Below are 18,440 nucleotides of genomic sequence, written 5' to 3' on the forward strand. Positions count from 1 at the left end.
TTTTTTAAGTACATCTGTAACACCGTTAAGGTGAAAGTTACACAACGTAGGACATTTATAATAAACAAGAGATAGTAGCACCGGTTTATCTCTTTTAAAGAAGGAACTTAAGAGAACCGATTTTCCGGATTCATCTCGGAAAGAAAGGGAAAGATCAAGTTGATTACCCAACTTTTCCTGAACTCCCACCCCTTCCAATTCTTTCGGTTTTTCATTTTTATCAAACCGAGCAGCGGGATCGTATGAGTAAATGGAAGCAGTAAATAAACAAAAGATGGCCCCTGAAATCAGGGAATTTTTAAAAAACAAGATTTAACTCCGGGTATTTTCCCAGATTATTTTGTCTGAATATTTGCAGGAAGATTAAGAGAATGTTCTTTAACTCCCGGATGTAAAAAAGAAAGATAAACGAAGAATACCAAATTTCCTAATAAAACAATAATAAAAGTCCAAAACCCAGGTCGATTGTATCCACTTTGTTGTGTCATGGAAAAAGACTCCTCTGTAATTGATTCCTATTCTCTTAAAGAATAAAATTAAAAGATTCAAGGACAAAATCGGACGAATCTATTTTTTTGAAAGTAATATTTTAATACTTTCAAAATACGTTCGGCGATTCTAATAAAAACTACAATTTTAGAGATTTCGCGTTTACATTTATCTACACTTTCATTGCTCTTAAAAATCGTTTTTCGAGTATGGTATTTCAGAACCTCTTTTGAGGATTTCAGAAAAGAATGAACTCTAACTCAGATATTTCTTCAAAATTTCGTTTGTTCTATAAAGTCTCTCTATTCTTGAGTGTACTCATTTTTTTAAATTTACTCTATGGTCCTTTGGTGAGGGCGACCGGTTCAGGCCTTGCTTGTCCTGATTGGCCGTTTTGTTTTGGAAAGATTTTTCCGACTTTTGATTTTCAAATTTTTATGGAAGTCTCTCACCGTTATTATTCCGCTTTTTTAGGACTGATTCTTTTAGGTCTTACAATCTGGACGTTTACGGATAAAATTCTTAGAAAAGAATTCGGCATCTATTTAGGAATCGCGATCCTTCTATTGATCTCTCAAATCAATTTAGGAAGACTTACCGTCACTTTGAAACTCGATCCTACTTCTGTAAATCTTCACTTATTGAACGCGATCGCTTTCTTTTTAGTTATACTTACAGTTTCTATCGACTCTAGAGAAAAAGCTTTGTATCAAAGTAAACATTTTATCGAAACCGCTTATTTATTCAGAAAAGATAATATCCTTTATTTTATTCTTTTGATCGGAATTGTAGTTCAAATTATTTTAGGCGGTCGTGTTAGTTCTCACTACGCGGGACTTGCCTGTCCAGATTTTCCGACTTGTTGGGGTCAGTGGATTCCCAACAACCCATTAGAAATCGTTAAAATTCAAGTATTCCATAGATTCGGGGCTTATGCGGTGGTTTTGTTGCTTGTGGTCTCTCTTGGTTTTGCAATTTGGAAGAATTTTCCAACGACCTCAAAAAGATTTCTTCAAATTTCCATGTATCTTGTAGTCGCCCAAATTATTTTAGGAATTTTGAATATATTTTTCGGCCTACCAAAACTTATAACCGCACTTCATACCGGCTTTGCCGTTCTTTTACTTACCTCTACTTATTTATCCCTGATTTCTAGGGTCGTCGTATTGACTAATGAACGGAGGACCGAAAAATAATTTCGGTAAGCTATAATGGCTAGTTCCACTTTCTTTTCAGACTGGAATCAAATGCTGAAACCTAGGGTTACTTCTCTGGTTTTGGCTACAATCATTCCGGGTTTATATCTCGCAGGCGAACAATCCCCTTCCGGGTTTTTGATTGCGACTACTTTGTTCGGAACATTTTTAATGTCTTCGGCTTCGTTTATTTTCAACCAAGTGATCGAAAGGGATCGGGACGCAAAAATGAAACGTACTTCGGACCGTCCGATTCCTTCGGGGAGAATCAGTGTCACACAAGCAACATTAGTCGGAATATCTATGATGGGATCTTCCTTTTATGTTCTGGCAGTCTATGTAAATCTTTTGACCGCCTTGTGTGCTTTTGCTGCTTTAATCTCTTACGTCTTTCTTTATACAATTTTTTTAAAACCCAGAACAACTCAAAACATAGTAATCGGCGGAGTGGCCGGATGTGTAGGACCTTTGATTGGTTATGCTGCAATTGGAAATTCTCTACCAGTACAAGCATGGGTTTTGTTTATGATGATTTTCTTATGGACTCCAGCTCACTTTTGGGCTTTAGCAATTTTTCTGAAAGAAGAATATTCGGATGCAGACTTTCCTATGTTGCCAGTTGTCAAAGGAATTCATCAGACTACAAAATCCATATTCTTCTATACAATTTTTTATTCTATTGCCTGCGTTAGTTTTTATTTTTTAGAATCTTCTATGGGATTTTTGTATCTCATGACTGCTTTAGTCGTTTGTGCTTGGATGGGAATTCTTTCTTACCGATTGATTCAAAACCCGGAACCTCAATCTGCTAGAAAATTTTTTTTCTTTTCCATACTTCACCTTTTCATAATTAATATTACGATCGTAGTCGATCATCTTATTTAACATAAGTTAGGCCTAAGAAATCCGTTTTATAAAAACCTGATTTTTCCATAAAAAATAAATGTGGAACTTTCCGACTCGAATCACAAAAAATGAATGTTTAAAAATTTATTATGTGACTTAATCTGTGGGAACTCACACAAATAATAGTTAAAATTTGAAATTGTGGGAACTACTAGGAAACACAAAAAGAATCATCATCCATCCGATTTTTGCACAAAACCGCTGTTTTGTGGTCATCATCAAATTTAAATCCTATTTTTAACGTGAGTTCGGCCTAACGCGAAAGGGATCGTACGGGGAAACTAAAGCAGAACGCTCTCTACCAACCCCACAAGTATTTAGATTTCAATATTAAATCTGTGGGAATTACGACAAATCCTCTGTAAAACTGAGTTCCCACCCCACGACGCGATCCATAGAGAGCGTTGTGTTTAGTTTTCCCTATTTTTGGGTGGGGGTAACTCAATGAATTGCTTCCCATGGGTCGCAATTCAGGTGGAGAAGTTCGGAAGACTTTTTCTCTATCAGAAAAACATACTTTTTGCAAGTAAAAAGACTCATTCTTGTCGGAACACTTGAAAAATGTGCGTTTTTGAGCCCACAACGCGATCCGTAGAGAGCGTTGTGTTGAGTTTCCAACGCTTTCGCAAAAAGCGTTTTGCTGAGTTCAATTTTGATTCTAAAATCCTATTCAACTTGTGGGGTTGGTTATGGCTCTCTACGGATCGCGTTCTAAATTGAATCTAAAGACGATTTGTTGTATTATGTTTCCTGTATGCAATTGATTGACCAGAGCTAAAGAGCCCAGTCGGCTGCCTGTGGCAAGCCGGATTCGCCCAGTTTTCTTACGTCGAACTCACGTTATAAACGTAAGTTGGAGAAAGCCTAAGAACATCCTGCTAAATTCATCCAGTCAGATTTCGTTATATTGCTCGATACTATTATAAACATCTTGAATTGTATCTGATAATTCGAAACGAGGCTCCCAACCGAGTTGTTTTAGTTTCTGACTATCTCCAAAAAGACGTTTCATTTCTGCAGGACGAAAACGAGTAGAATCCACTTCCACCGGAATTTTCTGTCCCGAAGTAGAAATGATTTCATCTAACACGTCTCTGATGATCACTTCTCTACCGGAACAAATATTATAAATTTCACCTGGTTTTCCTTTTTCAGCAAGAATTCGATACGCAAATACGACGTCTCTCACATCTAAAAAATCTCTCGAAGACGAAAGATCTCCTACTAAAATTTTTCTTTCCGATTCCGGTCTTTTAAGCGTCTCTAAAACTTGAGAACAAAAATTAGGAATCACAAAATTCAAACCTTGTTTTGGGCCAGTATGATTGAAAGGTCTTGCAATTACAATTTCAAGATCTTGAATCCATCGATGATACTGTAGACAATAAATTTCCGCACAGTATTTAGAAGAAGAATACGGATTGAGAGGAGCAGGGACGACCGACTCCGTAACTGGAAGATAAGATTCCGGAACGTTTCCATAAACATCGGAAGAAGAAATATAAACGAAACGAACTTTCTTTTTTAAAGAACGCAAAGATTCTAATAGATTCAACGTTCCGTGTATGTTGATCTCCAAAGTTTCACCCGGATCTTCCACCGCCTTTGGAACAAAAGGTTGTGCCGCAAGATGAAATATAACATCCGGTGAAAATTCATAGATGATAGAACGAACTTGATTTAAATTCCGTATATCACAAACAACGGAGCGATATGATTTCGGAAGTTCAAGATTTTCTGTTATATTAGGACCGGATTGAATGCCTATTCCTAAAAAATCGGTATAAGATTGTTTTAATTCTTTTAGTAGATAACTACCAACAAAACCTCCCGCTCCCGTTATTAGGCATTTCATAGAATTCTTGATTTTCCGTAAAAATACTGTTGTTTTAGAAAATGAATAAAAAACAATCGAATAAAATTCTTTCCCCCTTTTGAGTATGGAAGATAAATTTCAGGAACTATTTGAAATCAGAGATTCTCGGATCAACGTTCGGGAGATCATGGAAGAAATAGAATCTAAACTCAAAAAAAATCCTTCCACAAAAGAAGATATAGAAAAACTCACTCATTGGAAATTCTCTCCTCCTAGTCCAGAAGGTTATAGAGATTTTGATCCTTCAGAAATCGCCCATCTTTTCGAAAAAGGAATTTCTCCTCCTAAGTTCACCAATCCTAAACTTAGATTTGTAAAAGGACCTCTCAAATGGCTTTTGATTCGATTTGCAGAATTTTATTCTTTTTTAGATAAAAAACTTTCCGAAAATAGAACCCGCGCATTCTACAGTGTGTTACACGAATTAATTTTAATCCGTTCCGAAAATCAAAATCTGAAAAGAAAAATGGAATCCTTTTATTCCGAATTTTTAGAATGGAATCAAGCCATCGGAAAAGAAGTAAGACCGGAATTTCTTTGGGCTAATGAAAATCTTTATTCGGAAGATTCCACACAAGAAAGTGAAAACTTTTTATTGGAATCCGTCAATCCTTCGGAAAAAGTTTTGGTTTTATCTCCCGGCTGGGGAAAAATGCTCAAACAACTTTTGAAGTTAGGCGCTAAGTTTGATTCGATTAGTTGGAACAAGTCTTGTGCTGAGTTCATAAAAAATTCAATTACAACGAACATACACTTTGAAGAACTCGGCGAAGTTCCTAAAAGTTGTTCAGAATATTCTAAAATTATAATATCAGAAAATTTATCGATTCATCCGCATTGGTTGATTGAAAAAACGCTCAAAACTCTAAGTTTGAAAGTTTCACCAGGAACTGAAATTCGTTTTCGATTTTCCAATGAAAATTCCAACTATCCTTCTCCTTTTTTGCCTTTAAGACTTACAAGAGTTCAAGAACCTTTGATCCGAGATTATCTCAAACAACTCGGTTTTAGAAACATTATAGAAAGAAAATCAGAAGACGGTTTTACCGTTCTTTCGTTTCGAAAATGAAAGTTTATCAACACGTCACCGAATTTAAAGACGGAGACGGAATCGGAAACGACATTAAAGGAATTCGAAACGTTCTCGAAAAAATAGGCGTTCCTAATTCTATTGTATGCCTTAAAAACTTTTCTAAAGAATCACTTCCTATCGAAATTCATCCTACTACATTACGTTTTTCTCCCAACGACATTCATATATTAAACTACGGTGGTTGCGGTTATCCACTGGATTGGTTCCGAAATTTATCCGGAAAAAAAATAGTTCGTTACCAGAGTTTCACTCCAGCAATCTATTTTAAGAATTTCTTAAGTTCCGAAATTTACAACACACTTCAACTTGAAGAAAAACGTTCTTTGTTAGAACTCTATTCGCTCAAAAACGAAACGGATCTATTTTTACCTTCTTCCGAATTTAACGTAAATTTTTTACGATCTCTACAAATCACAAATGTTTTCGTTCTTCCAATCGTCAAAAAATATCCGATCAGAGAAACGGTAATAAAAGATAAAAAGGAATTTACGATCGGTTTTATCGGTAGAATTTCTCCAAATAAAAAAATGGAAGATCTTTTGGCACTTTTAGAATCGATTTTAACAATCAGACAAAACGTCCAACTTTTGATTTGTGGAAACGTTCCTTTGGTTTTTAAAGAATATTACAATTTTCTTAAAAAGAATATTTTAATCAAGCGCTTGACGGAAAACGTTCAAATCCGTTTGGGCGCAAACGACGCAGAAATAAATTCTTTTCTAAATTCTATGGATTTATACGTCTGTATGAGCGAACACGAAGGTTTTAACATTCCGGTTTTGGACGCATTCGGGGCCGGAATCCCTGTGATTTCTTATAAAGCGGGAGCAACTCCCGAAACGATGAAAACCGGAGGAATCATTTTCAAAGATAAATCTTCTTCTTCCATAAATCTACTCGCGCTTCTGATAGACAACCTTTTGGAAAAAAAATCGTTACGCCAACAAATTTCTAAAAAGGAGCAAGAAATCGCCCAAGAGTATAATTTTTTTCCATTCGAAAGTTTTTTTAAAGAGAAAATCCTAGCATGAAAGAGGTTCATCAATTTTCTGCGGGTTTTAATCCGGGTGATGCGATCAGCAATCAGATGCTTGAAATTCGCAATCACTTAAAAGATTTTGAATATAAAGGAGATATATTTTCGGAAAACATTGGAGCGTCTAAACTTACTTTTGTAAAAAAATATAAAACCTACAACAAATCTTCAAAAAATATTTTATTTTATCATCATTCGATCCATTCCAATGTGTTTGATTTTTTAAGATCCTTTCGATCTCCCAGAGTTTTAATTTATCATAACGTAACTCCTCATCATTTTTTCGAATCCTACGATCTAAAAATGAGTTATCTTCTCAAAAAAGGAAGAGAAGAGTTAGAAAAAATGAACGAGAAATTCAATTTCGTTTTTGCGGTTTCTAAGTTCAACCAAATGGAATTAGAAGAATTAGGATTTCGGAATGTAGAAATTCTACCGATCACTTACCAATTGTCCGAACGTTTTCCTAAAATTGAAAAGTCGAAATCTAAAATTAAAAAAATCATTTTTGTAGGTAGAATCACTCCCAATAAAAAACAGGACGATTTAATCCGTCTTGCATTCGCATATAAATCCATGATTTCCGACCAGTTCCAGTTTTATCTCGCAGGTTTTAATTCCAAAGAATTGTATCTTTATCGAGAAGAACTAGAAAGGATGCTGGACTTTTACGATCTCAGAAAAAACGTTTTGATCACAGGTTTTCTCTCCGACTTAGAACTAAATTCTCTTTATCAAGAAGCGGACGCTTTCGTTTCTATGAGCGAACACGAAGGTTTTTGTGTTCCTTTGATCGAAGCTATGATTTATAGAATTCCAATCCTCGCTTTTTCAGGTGGCGCGGTTTCCGAAACTTTAAACGGAGCTGGTATTCTTTTTAAAGAAAAAAATTTTCCGAACTTGGCTATCTTACTCAATAAAATTTTGACTGATGTTTCTTTTCAAAATCAAATTTTGACGGAGCAAGATCTACGTCTGAACGAATTTAAAAAAACGGATTATAAATCCGTTCTTAGGAAGGCGCTTGAAATCATCTCTTAAAAAGATCGCGGTTGTTTGTCCGATTTTTTCGGACAAGGTTTCCGGAGGTTCGGAAAAACTTATCTTTCAATTTGTAGAATTATTGTCCTCCGATTTTGATATCACCGTTTTGACTACCCGAAGTCTGGATTATATTTCTTGGAAAAACTCAATTCCAATTCAACCCAAGGATCTATTTCAAGACGGTTCCAAACAGATCCGTTTTGAAGAAAGGCACTCATCTTTGGGCGGAAGTTATAAAATTCTCCAATTTACTGTCGAAAAACAAAGAAACATAGATCGATTTAATCGAATTTCGAAAAAAATTTTAGAAAAACCTTCCTTACAAAATAAGGAAAATGTAAATTATTGGCTTCAGGAACAAGGTCCTTACGTCCCGGAATTAATTCAATTTATCGAATTTAGAAAAAGTGAATATGATATTTTTTTCTTCGTAAGTTATCTTTATTATCCTTTGGTTTTCGGATTACCTTTGGTAGAAGAAAAATCAGTCGTTATTCCTACATTTCACGACGAAGCTCCGGCATATCTTCCAATATATAAGGAAGTTCTAACGGACCGTAGCTCGTATTCTTTTAACACTCCTGAAGAATTGGAGGTTTTTCGAAATATCTTAGGATTCAAACCGACTATATATTCAATTACTGGAATGAATTTGAATTTTGATCGATGGTCCGATTTTAAAGAGAATTCGAATTCAGAAGTAAACCCTAGTTTTTTAGAAAATTTCGAAATCGCCCATTCTTTGATTAAATCAAAATCCTCTAATTTATCCGAAAGTTCGCCTTTTTTACTCTACGTTGGTCGTGTGGATCAAGGAAAAGGTTTTCTGGAAATGGTGGAATGGTTCCTGGAATGGAAAACGAATTCGTATTTTCCGCACACTCTCAAAATCGCCGGTAAAATCGTTTCTAAAATTCCTAAAAAAATATTAGAAAATCCGAATGTAGAATTTTTAGGATTTGTGGAAGAGAATATCAAATTAAGTCTTATAGAGAATTGCTCCTGTTTGATCAACTCTTCTCCTTTGGAAAGTTTTTCCATCGTTCTTATGGAAGTTTGGTTAAAAGAAAAACCTGTTCTTGTCAACGCAAGATCGGACGTCCTCAAAGGTCATTGTCTCAGAAGCAATGGCGGTCTTTTTTATTCCGATCGCAAAAGTTTTTTTGCCACCTTAAACTTCATTTTGAATCATCCGATAGAATCCATTGAAATGGGCAAAAACGGTAAAAAATACGTAGAACAAAACTTTAATCCGAAAATCGTAAAAGATAAATTACTGCGATTGATCGAAAAAACGATTCAGAAAAAGTATTCCGGTTCGTAAACTTTAAAATTCCCGCTAAATTGTCTTTTGAGGAAAAGAAATAATTTCTAGATATTTTATAATTCATTATAAAATAAAGTTTAGAATATTCCAAATGATTAAAATTCAAAAAATCATATATAAAATCCCTTACAAATAATTCTCCAATTAAATACCTACATAGGAAACTTAACAGAACGCTCTTTTAAACTAAAGCCGTCTCACTTCTACGGGCGCTCGAAGTACTAAAGCGTCTCACTCCCTAAACTCAGCAAAACGCTTTTTGCGAAAGCGTTGGAAACTAAAGCACAACGCTCTCTACCATAACCTTACCCACAAGTTGAATAGGATTTTAGAATCATAAGGCTCAAAAACGCACATTTTTCAAGTGTTCCGACAAGAATGAGTCTTTTTACTTGCAAAAAGCATGTTTTTCTGATAGAGAAAAGTCTTCCGAATTTCTCCACCTCCGCCCCCACCCAAAAATAAGGGTGGGAACTCAGTTTTACAGAGGATTTGTCGTAATTCCCACAGATTTATATTAGAGTTGCTGAAAAATTCCATAGTTCAGTTTAACAAAACTATTTCAATTGCTCGTTTCCATGAAATAGAAACAGATGGAGAATTCATTTTTCAACAACTCTATTGAGATCCAAATACTTGTGGGGTTGGTTATGGCCCTCTACGGATCGCGTTTTAGGTCGTTCGACAAGTCGCACTCTAAATTGTAGCTAAAGATGAAATAGAATATTATGTTTCTTTCATGCAATTTATTGACTATAGCCATAACCCGGTTTCGGAGAAACAAATGAAAATCAAATTTTCAGAATATAATAAAAATATAAAGCTCTAAAAACTCTTTCTCCGAAAACTACCCAACCTAAATCACGTCGTGCAGATAATCTCCCATTCTTTCCATCATCTTTTGATGAAGCAGTTTGTTACTTGCGATCACGTTCGGTATATAAGGAGTGAATGTATTACCATCGTAAGTAGACATTTCTCCACCCGCTTCTGAAAGTATGATAGCCCCCGCGGCCATGTCCCAAGGTTTTAAATCTTCTTCCCAAAACGCATCAAAACGTCCTTCTGCTACCCAACATAGATCTAATCCGGCAGCTCCGGTCCTTCGAACTCCCCTCGTTTTTAATAAAAAGTTTCTATAATAAAACATGAGTCGATCAATTCTCTTTTCTCGATCGTACGGAAAACCGGTACAGAGCAAGGATTGTTTTAATTCCTTCGTTTTTGAAACCGAAATTCGTTTTTGATTTTTAAACGCTCCTTGTCCTTTTCGAGCATGATAGATTTCGTTCATCGCCGGAAGTGGTACAATTCCCATTACAACTTCCTGATTCTCTTGATTTTCCAAACCGATACAAATACAATACAACGGAAGTCTATGTGAATAATTAATCGTTCCATCCAGTGGATCTATAATCCATTTAAATACGGAACTTCCTTTTTTATTGGTTCCTTCTTCTCCTAATATACTATCCGAAGGAAACACCCTTTCAATCTCATTGATGATTCTTTCCTCAGAACCTTTATCCGCTTTGGTTACTAGATCGATCTCTCCTTTATATACAACTCCAAGATCATTCTCTTCTTGAGTCGCCGCTAAAAATTTCATCACCTCAGGAACAAAATTCAAGAAGTGTTCGTATCTTATTTTGATTTCGTCGTCTAAGCTCATTTTTTCTCCAAAAATTCTCTAGCCTTTATCCTATGTTCTTCACGGATCGCGGACTGAACACTTGCCAGTACGGCAGCGATTACTCCGGCGTCATCTAGAAATCCCGCCCCAGGTATAAAATCCGGAATAGCGTCCAACGGAGAAATAAAATAAACAAGCGCTCCTGCAATGATAAGTTTAGTCCTAAACGGAGTTTCAGGGTCCATCATGGAATAATAAAGTGCAATTAGATCTTCCGTGAACGGTATCTTGGATACTACGTTTTTCAATTTAGGCCAAAATTCCTCTTTTACCTTTTCAATCAGATTCATAAAAGGCTCCTTTTCTTTTTCAATCGATGATTTCTCTCTTGTCCTCAATTGGACGTTAGAGTATCAAGAAAGAAAGATGATTTTCATTTCCGTCGCACTTTTTGCCGAAGCAAAACCTTTGATCGAAAGCTTAGGTTTAAATATCCTACGAGATAAAACCGTTTTCCCGGTATATCAAAATGAAAACCATACTTTAGTTATTTCCGGAACTGGGAAAATCCATTCCGCAATGTCAGTCGTTTTTTTATTAAACGAATTTAAAAATCAAATCTCAGATTCCTCCTGGATTTTGAATTTCGGCATCTGTGGCGCTCGGAAAGATATTTCCGAAATTGGTAGGTCATTTTTGATCCATAAAATCACAGATGAAAGTTCGTTTAAAAACGTTTACCCGGATATTCTTTTCCATTCTCCAATTTCCGAATCGGCTCTTCGAACCTTTGACAAACCGATTTTCGACGACGTTGTTCCAGAACTCCCGAATACACTAGTCGACATGGAAGCCTTCGGCTTTTTTACGGCTTCTAGAAAATTTTTTTCTTCGGATAGAATTCGAGTCGTAAAAATAGTTTCAGATAATTTTAATAAATTAGAGTATTCTAATATTGAAGATTTTTCGAAAACGATCTCGTTTAGGATACAAAACTCCCTTCCGGATATTCTTTCAATTTTGTCTATTCCTGTTTTTCAAGGAAACGACATACAACTTTTAGCTAAAGAAACTTCCGCACTTTTACAAATCTGTGAGACATTACGTCTATCGGAAACAGAAAGGATTCAACTCAAAGATTGGATGATCGGCTATAAAATCAGGACCGGCAACTCCCCCGACCTAGGTCTTAGTATTTTAAAAAATTCGAATGGGCTTTTTAAACCCGATCGAACCCTAGTGGAAACCAGAGAATTAGGTAAAAAAGGACTATATGCGCTCAGGCAATTTTATCAGTCCTAAAAGATTCTCCCATATTTATGTGGAAGAGTCCGCTAAAGATCATCCAAAAACTTTGGAAATTCTCTCTAAATTTCCAAAATCATATACAATCCCTATCAATTCTTACAAAGAAGTATTCAACCCTTCTGCCCAAAATTTCCAGGCTCAAAAAAGAAGTCCTAAACTCATATTAGCAAAACGTAAAGAACAATTTTTATATTCAGGTTCGGGTATCGCACCAGATTTCGGCTATCGTTTTTTTTATTACAATGCGCTTGTACTAAACTGTCTTTACAATTGTTCCTATTGTTACCTTCAAGGAATGTATCCTTCCGCAAATATAGTCATTTTTGTAAACAATGAGGACTTTATTTTGGAAACCAAAGAACAACTTACATTTTCAAAACCGCTGTATCTTTGTATTTCTTATGATACCGATCTTTTAGCCCTAGAAAATACATTAGGATATTGTAAAGAATGGATTCTATTTGCAAGCTCCCATCCGGATTTGATAATCGAAATCAGAACAAAAAGCGCAAATTTCAAGTCGATTGCAGATCTTAAACCGGTTCCAAACGTTATTTTAGCTTGGACGCTTTCCCCTAATTCAGTGATCCAAGAACACGAACCTTTAACTCCCAGACTTTCCTCTAGATTAAAAAATATTAAAGAAGCGTTAAACTCTGGCTGGCAGGTTCGTCTTTGTATCGATCCGATTCTAAACGTTCCAGATTGGAAATCGGTTTACCCAGAGTTCATCCGTAAAATTTTTGAAGAAATTCCAGGAGAAAAACTAAGAGAAATCAGCTTAGGAGTTTTTAGAATGAATTCGGATTATTTTAAAAATTCTAAAAAAAGGAGACCGGATTCTTATTTGTTTTATCTTCCGATGAACACAAATTCCGGAATGAAATCGTATCCGGAAGATTTGGAAAAAGAAATGTTTGCAGTCGTTGAACAAGAATTAGAGCTTTTCATTTCGAAAGAAAAAATCCACAAACTCTCCGCCAGTGAAATGGAATTCAAATGAAAACACCTAACGGAAATTTAGCGATTGTCACAGGTTCTTCCAAAGGAATCGGAAAGGCCATTTCAGAGTTTTTAGTCTCCGAAGGTTATAGAGTGATCGGAATTTCTAGAACGGAACCGAATTCGTCTTTTTTAAAAGATTCCTCCTTATATCGGCACATTTACTTGGACCTTTCGAACACAAAAGAAATCGAATTCAAGTTATCTAATATTCTTAAAGAAGAACCTGCTCTCAAAATATTGGTAAATAACGCTGGCTTGGGTAATTTTTCACCTCACGAAGAGATTCCATTTGGCACATTAGAAAGAATGCTTCTTGTAAATTTTGTATCTCCAATTCTTATCACTAAATTATTTTTAAGAGATTTGAAAAAAAACGAAGGATGGATCTTTCAAATCCACTCCATCGCGGCTTTAAAAGAATCCATCCGAGGCGCCGCATACGCCGGATCCAAAGCGGGTCTCAGGCATTTCGGTTTAAATTTATTCGAAGAAATTAGAAAATCCGGAGTCAAATTAGTAAACATCAATCCGGACATTACGGAAACTGAATTTTATGATCGTTTGGATTTTGAAACGGATTTCAATCCTACATCTTATTTAAACGTCTCCGAAATTTTAAACGCTTTTAAATTCTCTCTCTCTAATCCGGAGAATGTAGGTTTTACTGAAATTACGATTCGTCCGAAACTTCATCGAATTTCCAAAAAACCTTTTGTTCGAAAAAATGAAAACGATTCGAAAGATTGATTATAAATTATCTAGAGAATCATTTAAATTATTTGTAATTAGTTTTGAAACAGGTTTTAAAAATAAGATTCTAAAGTTATTCAAGGAGAATCAAATTGAATCCAAATGAATTGAACGTCGCCCTCATACAATGTGACCTTTCTTGGGAAAATCAGAAAGCGAATTATGAGCACGTTCGAAATTTGATCCATTCCACTTTGGAAAAAAACTCGAACGAAAAACCAGATCTGATTTTACTTCCGGAAACCTTTGCCACCGGATTTACGATGAGATCAGAAAGAATCGCCGAACCAGACGAAGGTCCAACGGAAACCTTTCTACAAGAAATCGCAAATTTTACACGAGCCACGATCTGCGCCGGTTGGATCCGGAAAAACCAATACGGCAAACCTCTCAACACGGTAAGCGTAGTAAACCCCAAGGGAATTATTATATTAAGATATTCTAAAATTCATCCATTTACTTTCGGTGGAGAAGATCGTTATTACAGCGCTGGTTCCGAAATTTTCAGTTACGACCTGAACGGTTTCAGAATTACCCCCTTTATTTGTTACGATATTCGTTTTCCGGAAATTTTCAGAAAAGTCGCCGGTGATACTGACGTTTTTACAGTACACGCCAACTGGCCGGTTCCCAGAATTCATCATTGGGAGTTAATCCTAAAAACGAGAGCGATCGAAAATCAAGCTTACGTTTTCGGAGTCAACCGAATCGGTATAGCAGGCTACAATCAAAGTGTTCCTCACAACGGTCATTCTCTTGCAGTAGCGCCTAACGGAGATTTTGTGGATGCGGGAGAAGGAAACGAAACAATTCTATTTTACAAGGCCAATAAAAATTCCATTTTGGATTATAGAAAAAATTTTCCAGTCCTTTTAGATCGTAAAGACCCAAATCTAATTGGAGTCAAAGTAACGGAGCATTCTTCTCAAATCTAAGAAATCTCTCGCTTAAAGGCAGAACCGCTTCTATCTTCTCGTTCGTAAACGGATCCTTAAATTTAAGAAAATAAGATAAAAGCTGCAGTCCATAGGATTCAAATTGAGAACCAGCTCTTGAATACAATAAGTCTCCTACAACCGGACATCTCTGATTTTGAAAATGAACTCGAATCTGATGAGTTCTTCCCGTTTCCAAACCCACTTCTATAAAACTGAATTTTCTTCCGGACCTAGAATTGATGTATTTTAGTACTTTATAATGAGTTATAGACCTTCTTCCTTTTGAAGAAACCGTCATTTTTAACCTTTCAACGGGATGTCTTGCAATCGGTAAATCGATGGTCCCCGACTCTTCCGGGGGATGTCCTTGTACCCAAGCGTAGTATTTTTTTTCAATTTCTCTTTTTCTAAATAACTCCGAAAGTTTTCCATGAGCCCGGTCGTTTTTTGCGATTAAAATCAATCCTTCCGTTGGTTTATCCAATCGATGTACAATTCCCGGCCTTGCTTCTCCCCCCATTTTTGATAATTCTTTAAAATGATAAAGAAGTCCGTTCACCAAACTAGGAGATCTATCTCCCGGTCCGCTATGACTTGCGATCCCAGAGGGCTTATGAATGATTAGAAAATTCTCTCTTTCTAAAATTACCGGCAACTCCATCGGAATCGGTTCTAAATTGAGAGGAGGTTTTGGTGGGATGGATAGTAAATATTGCTCTCCTGTTTTTACCTTCCAGGAGCTTTTATCTAAAATTTTTCCACCTTGACCTTGAACATACCCTGCTTCGATCCATTTCTGAATCGTTGCTCTGGATATTTCATCCCCTAAAGAATATTTTAAAAATCGATCCAATCGATTTCCGGAAAGTTCTTCTGATACGTCTGCTTTGAGCTCTAAGTTCATTGAAAATGAAAAAGGATTCCAGATTTTTACTTAGCACGTTTTTAGCACTCTAAAAAAACAGTTTTCATTTTCCTTCCTTAACCTTATTATGACACTCTGATATCAAACCCCTTATATTTAAGGAAGGAAAGAAACATGGTCAAAAAGATTTTGAATCTGATTCTGCTCGGTGCAATTGCATTTTCATTCACTCTTTGCTCCTCTGCCGAAAAAAAAGAGGAATCCGCAGCTCCTGAGCCTTCAGCACAAGAGCAATCCGCAGCTGCAAACAGAAACGTTGACGTCAATTCTCCGGAAGCGATCGCAGATTCTTTAAACGAAAAACTAAAAGATTTCCGGTATCCAGACGGATTAACTCGTCCTGGATTTAGTTATAAAAAAGCGGATGTTACCGCTGGTGATTTCAGCGAGTGGTCTAAAACAAACGCTCCTGTAATCAAAGAAGGTCTTGGAAAACTTCCAGATAGTTACGCTCTTGAAATTACAGGTCACACCGATGCGATCGGTCCCGAACAAGCAGAAGGTGCTAAAAAAGGAAATATTTTTTACTCCGAGCTTCGTGCAAATGCAGTTAAACAAGCTTTAATCAAACAAGGGATTCCAGCAAATCGTATCGTTACTAAAGGTGTCGGTTCTTCCGAGCCTGTTTCTGGTCTTGATGCGAAAGACGCTAGAAACAGAAGAGTCACTTTTCGTTTTGCGACTTCTGCGCCACAACAATAAAATTATCAATCGAAAGTATAATTCGATCTTATCAAAAAGGCCGATGAGAAATCATCGGCCTTTTTATTTAAAGTGAGTTAAGAAAATTTTAACAATAAAGAATTCAAAAGAAACATTATTAATTTTGAATATATTTGAATCCGGATTGTAAAGTTTTACCTCTTAAAATCAGAGTATGATTTCTATAAGGCATACAAGGTATCTTATAGTCGTAACATCTATCACCTTCTGCAGGAATAAAAACTTCTAAATGATTCATTTGAATCTTTTTAAATTCTAGATTTTGCGGAATTTCTATTTTTTTAGGACGAACAAAAAGTGCTGAGTTTTCTCGAATAAAACTCTTAAACCTATTATAAGTTCTGCGGTTTATTAAAAAAACAGATATTACAATAAAAATGAAAACAAGAATTACTTGTTTTGAAGTTTTCGATATTTTGATCGGAAAAAAATCAATCCTAAAATTGAAATAGAAAAGAGGTGAAATTGCAGAAATACCTAAAAACGCTTTACCGAATCTTATATCGGGAGCGAGTAAAATCCAAAAGATTGCTCCCATCCAAGAAGTAAAAAGTATCGCAAACGTTTGAAAATCTATTTTTACCTTTTTAAATAAACTATATATAAAAATAAAAATCGGAGATAAGAACGATATAACAATAAAAAGTCGATTCAATTTTGAAATTGAACTCCACCAAATCGGGAACCACTCCCAAAACTTCATCTGAGCCGCTTCTTTATATCCTTCTCCTGGATTTCTTGCCCATCCCGTAATCGATAATTTTTCGGAAACGACAGCATTCAAAGGAACTTTCCAATCAAAATTGAAAATGTCAATAGCAGGAAAAGGATAAATTAAATAACCGGATAAGATAACATTCCGTATCAGCCAAGGCAAAAGGATCAGAAACATTATTGAAATTACAATCGATAACTTTTTTCTGTCAAATTTATATCGAATCATTAAAAGTAGAATCAATATACATAGCGGAACGGTAGATAACTTAACGCTTATAGTATATACGGATAAAATAATAGAGACAAAGTAATTTTCTAAATTCAACTCTGAATGGTTTTCGTTTTTTGGCAAGTTCGTCAGAATATACAACGGAAGTACAATAGAAATAAGATCCGGTGTAGGAGATGATAAACTCATAAACTGCTCTAAAACTAAAAATAATACAATTGAATTTAATAAAAAAGAGTTCGTAAATCCTTCTTGTTTCAAAATTTTATATATTCTATTTATAGAATGTAATACCAATAGAGAATAAACTAAGAAATTAACCGAGAATATTTCCTGTTTAAAAATCTCTTTTAAGGAGGTAAGCGCAAAAATCGTGAATATATTCGGGTTAAAACCAAATCTTCCGTGTAAGTTGGCCAGACCAGGAACTACTGAATATTCCTGAATCCATTTGATAGATTGAATATGATAAAGTCCTGAATCGTAAGCAAATGGAGGATTTAAGGAAAAAATCAACGCCGATAATAAAAACGATACTTTTACGTATCCAATCAAACGCTAACGACTTTAGATTTTCTCTTTCAAAGTATAAAAAGACGGAACAAAATAATAGGAAAATGTATAATACCGATACGGTTATTGGTAAAAATAAAGATACAAAAGATACTAACGTATTTGTTACGGACAAACCTACTAAAACCCTGTCCGTAAATTGAAATTTCACTTTTAAAATTCTTTCCGCTAAAATTCCCAAAGAAATAAAAATGTACAAAGACGAAATACTGGAAATTAAAATGGCAAGCATAGATGATCTTTTGATTTTTTTTTAGCTAAAAAGATTCGCAACTAAATTCAACACCCTTTTACTAGTTTGGATTTGATTTCTTCAATAATTTGAAGTTTTTTCTTAGAATTATTTTAAAGATGGGGTTTAATGTGGTGTGTTTCGAGAAATTTGATTCAGGTCTATGTAATAGAATATCTTATATTTTATACTGAAAAATAATTTCAAAATGAAAACTTTCGAACTCAGCTTTATAAGTACTCTATGTAAATAACTTTTTTACGTTGAAATTTTACTTAACCAATAGTTTTGGATTTTATAAAAGTTTTTCTATCCTTTAGAATTACAATTTCTTTTAAAAACTTTATTATATTTAGGAATTAAAGGTAACATTTTAAGTATCAAATCAACATTAGGCGAATGTTCAATAAAATATTCATTGGATAAACTTTACGGTAAAT

Annotated in this window: 18 protein-coding genes and 1 pseudogene (1 of these 19 running past the window's edge); 11 read left to right on the plus strand and 8 right to left on the minus strand. The window is 35.2% G+C overall.

The genetic code is table 11. The annotated features are described in order from the left end of the window. The 3 genes in view from LEP1GSC049_RS217970 to LEP1GSC049_RS2000000225935 are tightly spaced (at most 57 nt apart) and all read right to left on the minus strand, a layout consistent with a single transcriptional unit that may run on beyond the window. Positions 1-309, minus strand: the 5' end (the start) of a protein-coding gene (locus LEP1GSC049_RS217970) for an SCO family protein (RefSeq protein WP_016560665.1). The gene continues 531 nt to the left of window position 1, outside the view; the window shows 309 of its 840 coding nt (coding positions 1-309); it begins with the start codon at positions 307-309; the stop codon falls past the left edge of the window. Between the two features lie 26 nt (positions 310-335). After that, positions 336-488 (minus strand): hypothetical protein, encoded by a 153-nt coding sequence (locus LEP1GSC049_RS2000000227405; RefSeq protein ID WP_004753658.1) that lies wholly within the window; start codon positions 486-488, stop codon positions 336-338. 57 nt (positions 489-545) lie between these two features. After that, entirely contained in the window at positions 546-731 is a 186-nt protein-coding gene (locus tag LEP1GSC049_RS2000000225935; RefSeq protein WP_080593352.1) for a hypothetical protein, read from the minus strand. Positions 732-737: 6 nt separating this feature from the next. Here LEP1GSC049_RS2000000225935 and LEP1GSC049_RS217965 point away from each other — a divergent pair, with 6 nt between their 5' ends. Beyond that, complete coding sequence (locus LEP1GSC049_RS217965; protein WP_004754845.1) at positions 738-1,685, plus strand: COX15/CtaA family protein; 948 nt, start codon at positions 738-740, stop codon at positions 1,683-1,685. Between the two features lie 15 nt (positions 1,686-1,700). Next, entirely contained in the window at positions 1,701-2,570 is an 870-nt protein-coding gene (cyoE, locus tag LEP1GSC049_RS217960; protein WP_004771614.1) for a heme o synthase, read from the plus strand. 913 nt (positions 2,571-3,483) lie between these two features. Here the strand turns inward: cyoE and LEP1GSC049_RS217955 are convergent. After that, positions 3,484-4,446 (minus strand): GDP-mannose 4,6-dehydratase, encoded by a 963-nt coding sequence (locus LEP1GSC049_RS217955; RefSeq protein WP_004763391.1) that lies wholly within the window; start codon positions 4,444-4,446, stop codon positions 3,484-3,486. Positions 4,447-4,531: 85 nt separating this feature from the next. On the opposite strand from LEP1GSC049_RS217955, the gene LEP1GSC049_RS217950 reads away from it, so the two are divergent. The 4 genes from LEP1GSC049_RS217950 to LEP1GSC049_RS217935 are packed head-to-tail and all read left to right on the plus strand — an operon-like array spanning position 4,532 to position 8,964. Then, complete coding sequence (locus LEP1GSC049_RS217950) at positions 4,532-5,536, plus strand: LIC_10202 family protein (protein WP_004753959.1); 1,005 nt, start codon at positions 4,532-4,534, stop codon at positions 5,534-5,536. Further along, entirely contained in the window at positions 5,533-6,591 is a 1,059-nt protein-coding gene (locus LEP1GSC049_RS217945) for a glycosyltransferase family 4 protein (protein WP_004755432.1), read from the plus strand. Before LEP1GSC049_RS217950 ends, LEP1GSC049_RS217945 begins: the two co-directional genes overlap by 4 nt. After that, the gene (locus LEP1GSC049_RS217940) at positions 6,588-7,637 is read left to right on the plus strand and encodes a glycosyltransferase family 4 protein (RefSeq protein ID WP_004754470.1); all 1,050 of its coding nucleotides are present in this window, start codon (positions 6,588-6,590) and stop codon (positions 7,635-7,637) included. Before LEP1GSC049_RS217945 ends, LEP1GSC049_RS217940 begins: the two co-directional genes overlap by 4 nt. Beyond that, positions 7,621-8,964, plus strand: a complete 1,344-nt coding sequence (locus LEP1GSC049_RS217935) for a glycosyltransferase (protein WP_004754734.1) — start codon at positions 7,621-7,623, stop codon at positions 8,962-8,964. The genes LEP1GSC049_RS217940 and LEP1GSC049_RS217935 overlap by 17 nt, the downstream gene beginning before the upstream one ends. A gap of 859 nt (positions 8,965-9,823) precedes the next feature. On the opposite strand, the gene LEP1GSC049_RS217930 is transcribed toward LEP1GSC049_RS217935, so the two are convergent. Together LEP1GSC049_RS217930 and LEP1GSC049_RS217925 are read right to left on the minus strand one after the other, a co-directional pair. Continuing rightward, positions 9,824-10,639: an inositol monophosphatase family protein gene (locus LEP1GSC049_RS217930; RefSeq protein ID WP_004755310.1), complete on the minus strand. Its 816-nt coding sequence runs from the start codon at positions 10,637-10,639 to the stop codon at positions 9,824-9,826. Further along, entirely contained in the window at positions 10,636-10,950 is a 315-nt protein-coding gene (locus tag LEP1GSC049_RS217925) for a YkvA family protein (RefSeq protein WP_004754248.1), read from the minus strand. Before LEP1GSC049_RS217925 ends, LEP1GSC049_RS217930 begins: the two co-directional genes overlap by 4 nt. Positions 10,951-11,026: 76 nt before the next feature. Here LEP1GSC049_RS217925 and LEP1GSC049_RS217920 point away from each other — a divergent pair, with 76 nt between their 5' ends. The 4 genes from LEP1GSC049_RS217920 to LEP1GSC049_RS217905 all read left to right on the plus strand — a co-directional run bounded on the left by LEP1GSC049_RS217920 (position 11,027) and on the right by LEP1GSC049_RS217905 (position 14,598). Beyond that, positions 11,027-11,902 carry a 5'-methylthioadenosine/S-adenosylhomocysteine nucleosidase family protein gene (locus LEP1GSC049_RS217920; protein ID WP_004755114.1) on the plus strand — a complete coding sequence of 292 codons (876 nt, stop codon included), beginning with the start codon at positions 11,027-11,029 and terminating at the stop codon, positions 11,900-11,902. Beyond that, a complete protein-coding gene (locus LEP1GSC049_RS217915; RefSeq protein ID WP_004758043.1) occupies positions 11,874-12,911 on the plus strand; it encodes an SPL family radical SAM protein in 1,038 nt (345 codons plus the stop codon). The genes LEP1GSC049_RS217920 and LEP1GSC049_RS217915 overlap by 29 nt, the downstream gene beginning before the upstream one ends. Further along, positions 12,908-13,660, plus strand: a complete 753-nt coding sequence (locus LEP1GSC049_RS217910) for an SDR family oxidoreductase (protein WP_016560567.1) — start codon at positions 12,908-12,910, stop codon at positions 13,658-13,660. Before LEP1GSC049_RS217915 ends, LEP1GSC049_RS217910 begins: the two co-directional genes overlap by 4 nt. Positions 13,661-13,755: 95 nt before the next feature. Beyond that, on the plus strand, positions 13,756-14,598 hold the full coding sequence (locus tag LEP1GSC049_RS217905) for a carbon-nitrogen family hydrolase (protein WP_004776887.1): 843 nt from the start codon (positions 13,756-13,758) through the stop codon (positions 14,596-14,598). Here LEP1GSC049_RS217905 and LEP1GSC049_RS217900 read toward each other — a convergent pair. After that, positions 14,567-15,505: an RluA family pseudouridine synthase gene (locus tag LEP1GSC049_RS217900; protein WP_004754878.1), complete on the minus strand. Its 939-nt coding sequence runs from the start codon at positions 15,503-15,505 to the stop codon at positions 14,567-14,569. The genes LEP1GSC049_RS217905 and LEP1GSC049_RS217900 overlap by 32 nt on opposite strands. A 135-nt stretch (positions 15,506-15,640) precedes the next feature. Here LEP1GSC049_RS217900 and loa22 point away from each other — a divergent pair, with 135 nt between their 5' ends. Continuing rightward, positions 15,641-16,228: an OmpA family outer membrane lipoprotein Loa22 gene (loa22, locus tag LEP1GSC049_RS217895; protein WP_016560629.1), complete on the plus strand. Its 588-nt coding sequence runs from the start codon at positions 15,641-15,643 to the stop codon at positions 16,226-16,228. Positions 16,229-16,346: 118 nt separating this feature from the next. Here loa22 and LEP1GSC049_RS10440 read toward each other — a convergent pair. Next, positions 16,347-18,000, minus strand: a pseudogene (locus LEP1GSC049_RS10440) (DUF8201 family protein). Positions 18,001-18,440 lie beyond the last annotated feature (440 nt).

This window comes from Leptospira kirschneri serovar Cynopteri str. 3522 CT (assembly GCF_000243695.2).
Taxonomy (GTDB): domain Bacteria; phylum Spirochaetota; class Leptospiria; order Leptospirales; family Leptospiraceae; genus Leptospira; species Leptospira kirschneri.

Coding starts and splice junctions, on each gene's coding strand:
- LEP1GSC049_RS2000000227405 (WP_004753658.1), bottom strand. CDS start 488: ATGACACAACAAAGTGGATACAATCGACCTGGGTTTTGGACTTTTATT.
- LEP1GSC049_RS217965 (WP_004754845.1), top strand. CDS start 738: ATGAACTCTAACTCAGATATTTCTTCAAAATTTCGTTTGTTCTATAAA.
- cyoE (WP_004771614.1), top strand. CDS start 1,701: ATGGCTAGTTCCACTTTCTTTTCAGACTGGAATCAAATGCTGAAACCT.
- LEP1GSC049_RS217955 (WP_004763391.1), bottom strand. CDS start 4,446: ATGAAATGCCTAATAACGGGAGCGGGAGGTTTTGTTGGTAGTTATCTA.
- LEP1GSC049_RS217950 (WP_004753959.1), top strand. CDS start 4,532: ATGGAAGATAAATTTCAGGAACTATTTGAAATCAGAGATTCTCGGATC.
- LEP1GSC049_RS217945 (WP_004755432.1), top strand. CDS start 5,533: ATGAAAGTTTATCAACACGTCACCGAATTTAAAGACGGAGACGGAATC.
- LEP1GSC049_RS217940 (WP_004754470.1), top strand. CDS start 6,588: ATGAAAGAGGTTCATCAATTTTCTGCGGGTTTTAATCCGGGTGATGCG.
- LEP1GSC049_RS217930 (WP_004755310.1), bottom strand. CDS start 10,639: ATGAGCTTAGACGACGAAATCAAAATAAGATACGAACACTTCTTGAAT.
- LEP1GSC049_RS217925 (WP_004754248.1), bottom strand. CDS start 10,950: ATGAATCTGATTGAAAAGGTAAAAGAGGAATTTTGGCCTAAATTGAAA.
- LEP1GSC049_RS217920 (WP_004755114.1), top strand. CDS start 11,027: ATGATTTTCATTTCCGTCGCACTTTTTGCCGAAGCAAAACCTTTGATC.
- LEP1GSC049_RS217915 (WP_004758043.1), top strand. CDS start 11,874: ATGCGCTCAGGCAATTTTATCAGTCCTAAAAGATTCTCCCATATTTAT.
- LEP1GSC049_RS217910 (WP_016560567.1), top strand. CDS start 12,908: ATGAAAACACCTAACGGAAATTTAGCGATTGTCACAGGTTCTTCCAAA.
- LEP1GSC049_RS217900 (WP_004754878.1), bottom strand. CDS start 15,505: ATGAACTTAGAGCTCAAAGCAGACGTATCAGAAGAACTTTCCGGAAAT.
- loa22 (WP_016560629.1), top strand. CDS start 15,641: ATGGTCAAAAAGATTTTGAATCTGATTCTGCTCGGTGCAATTGCATTT.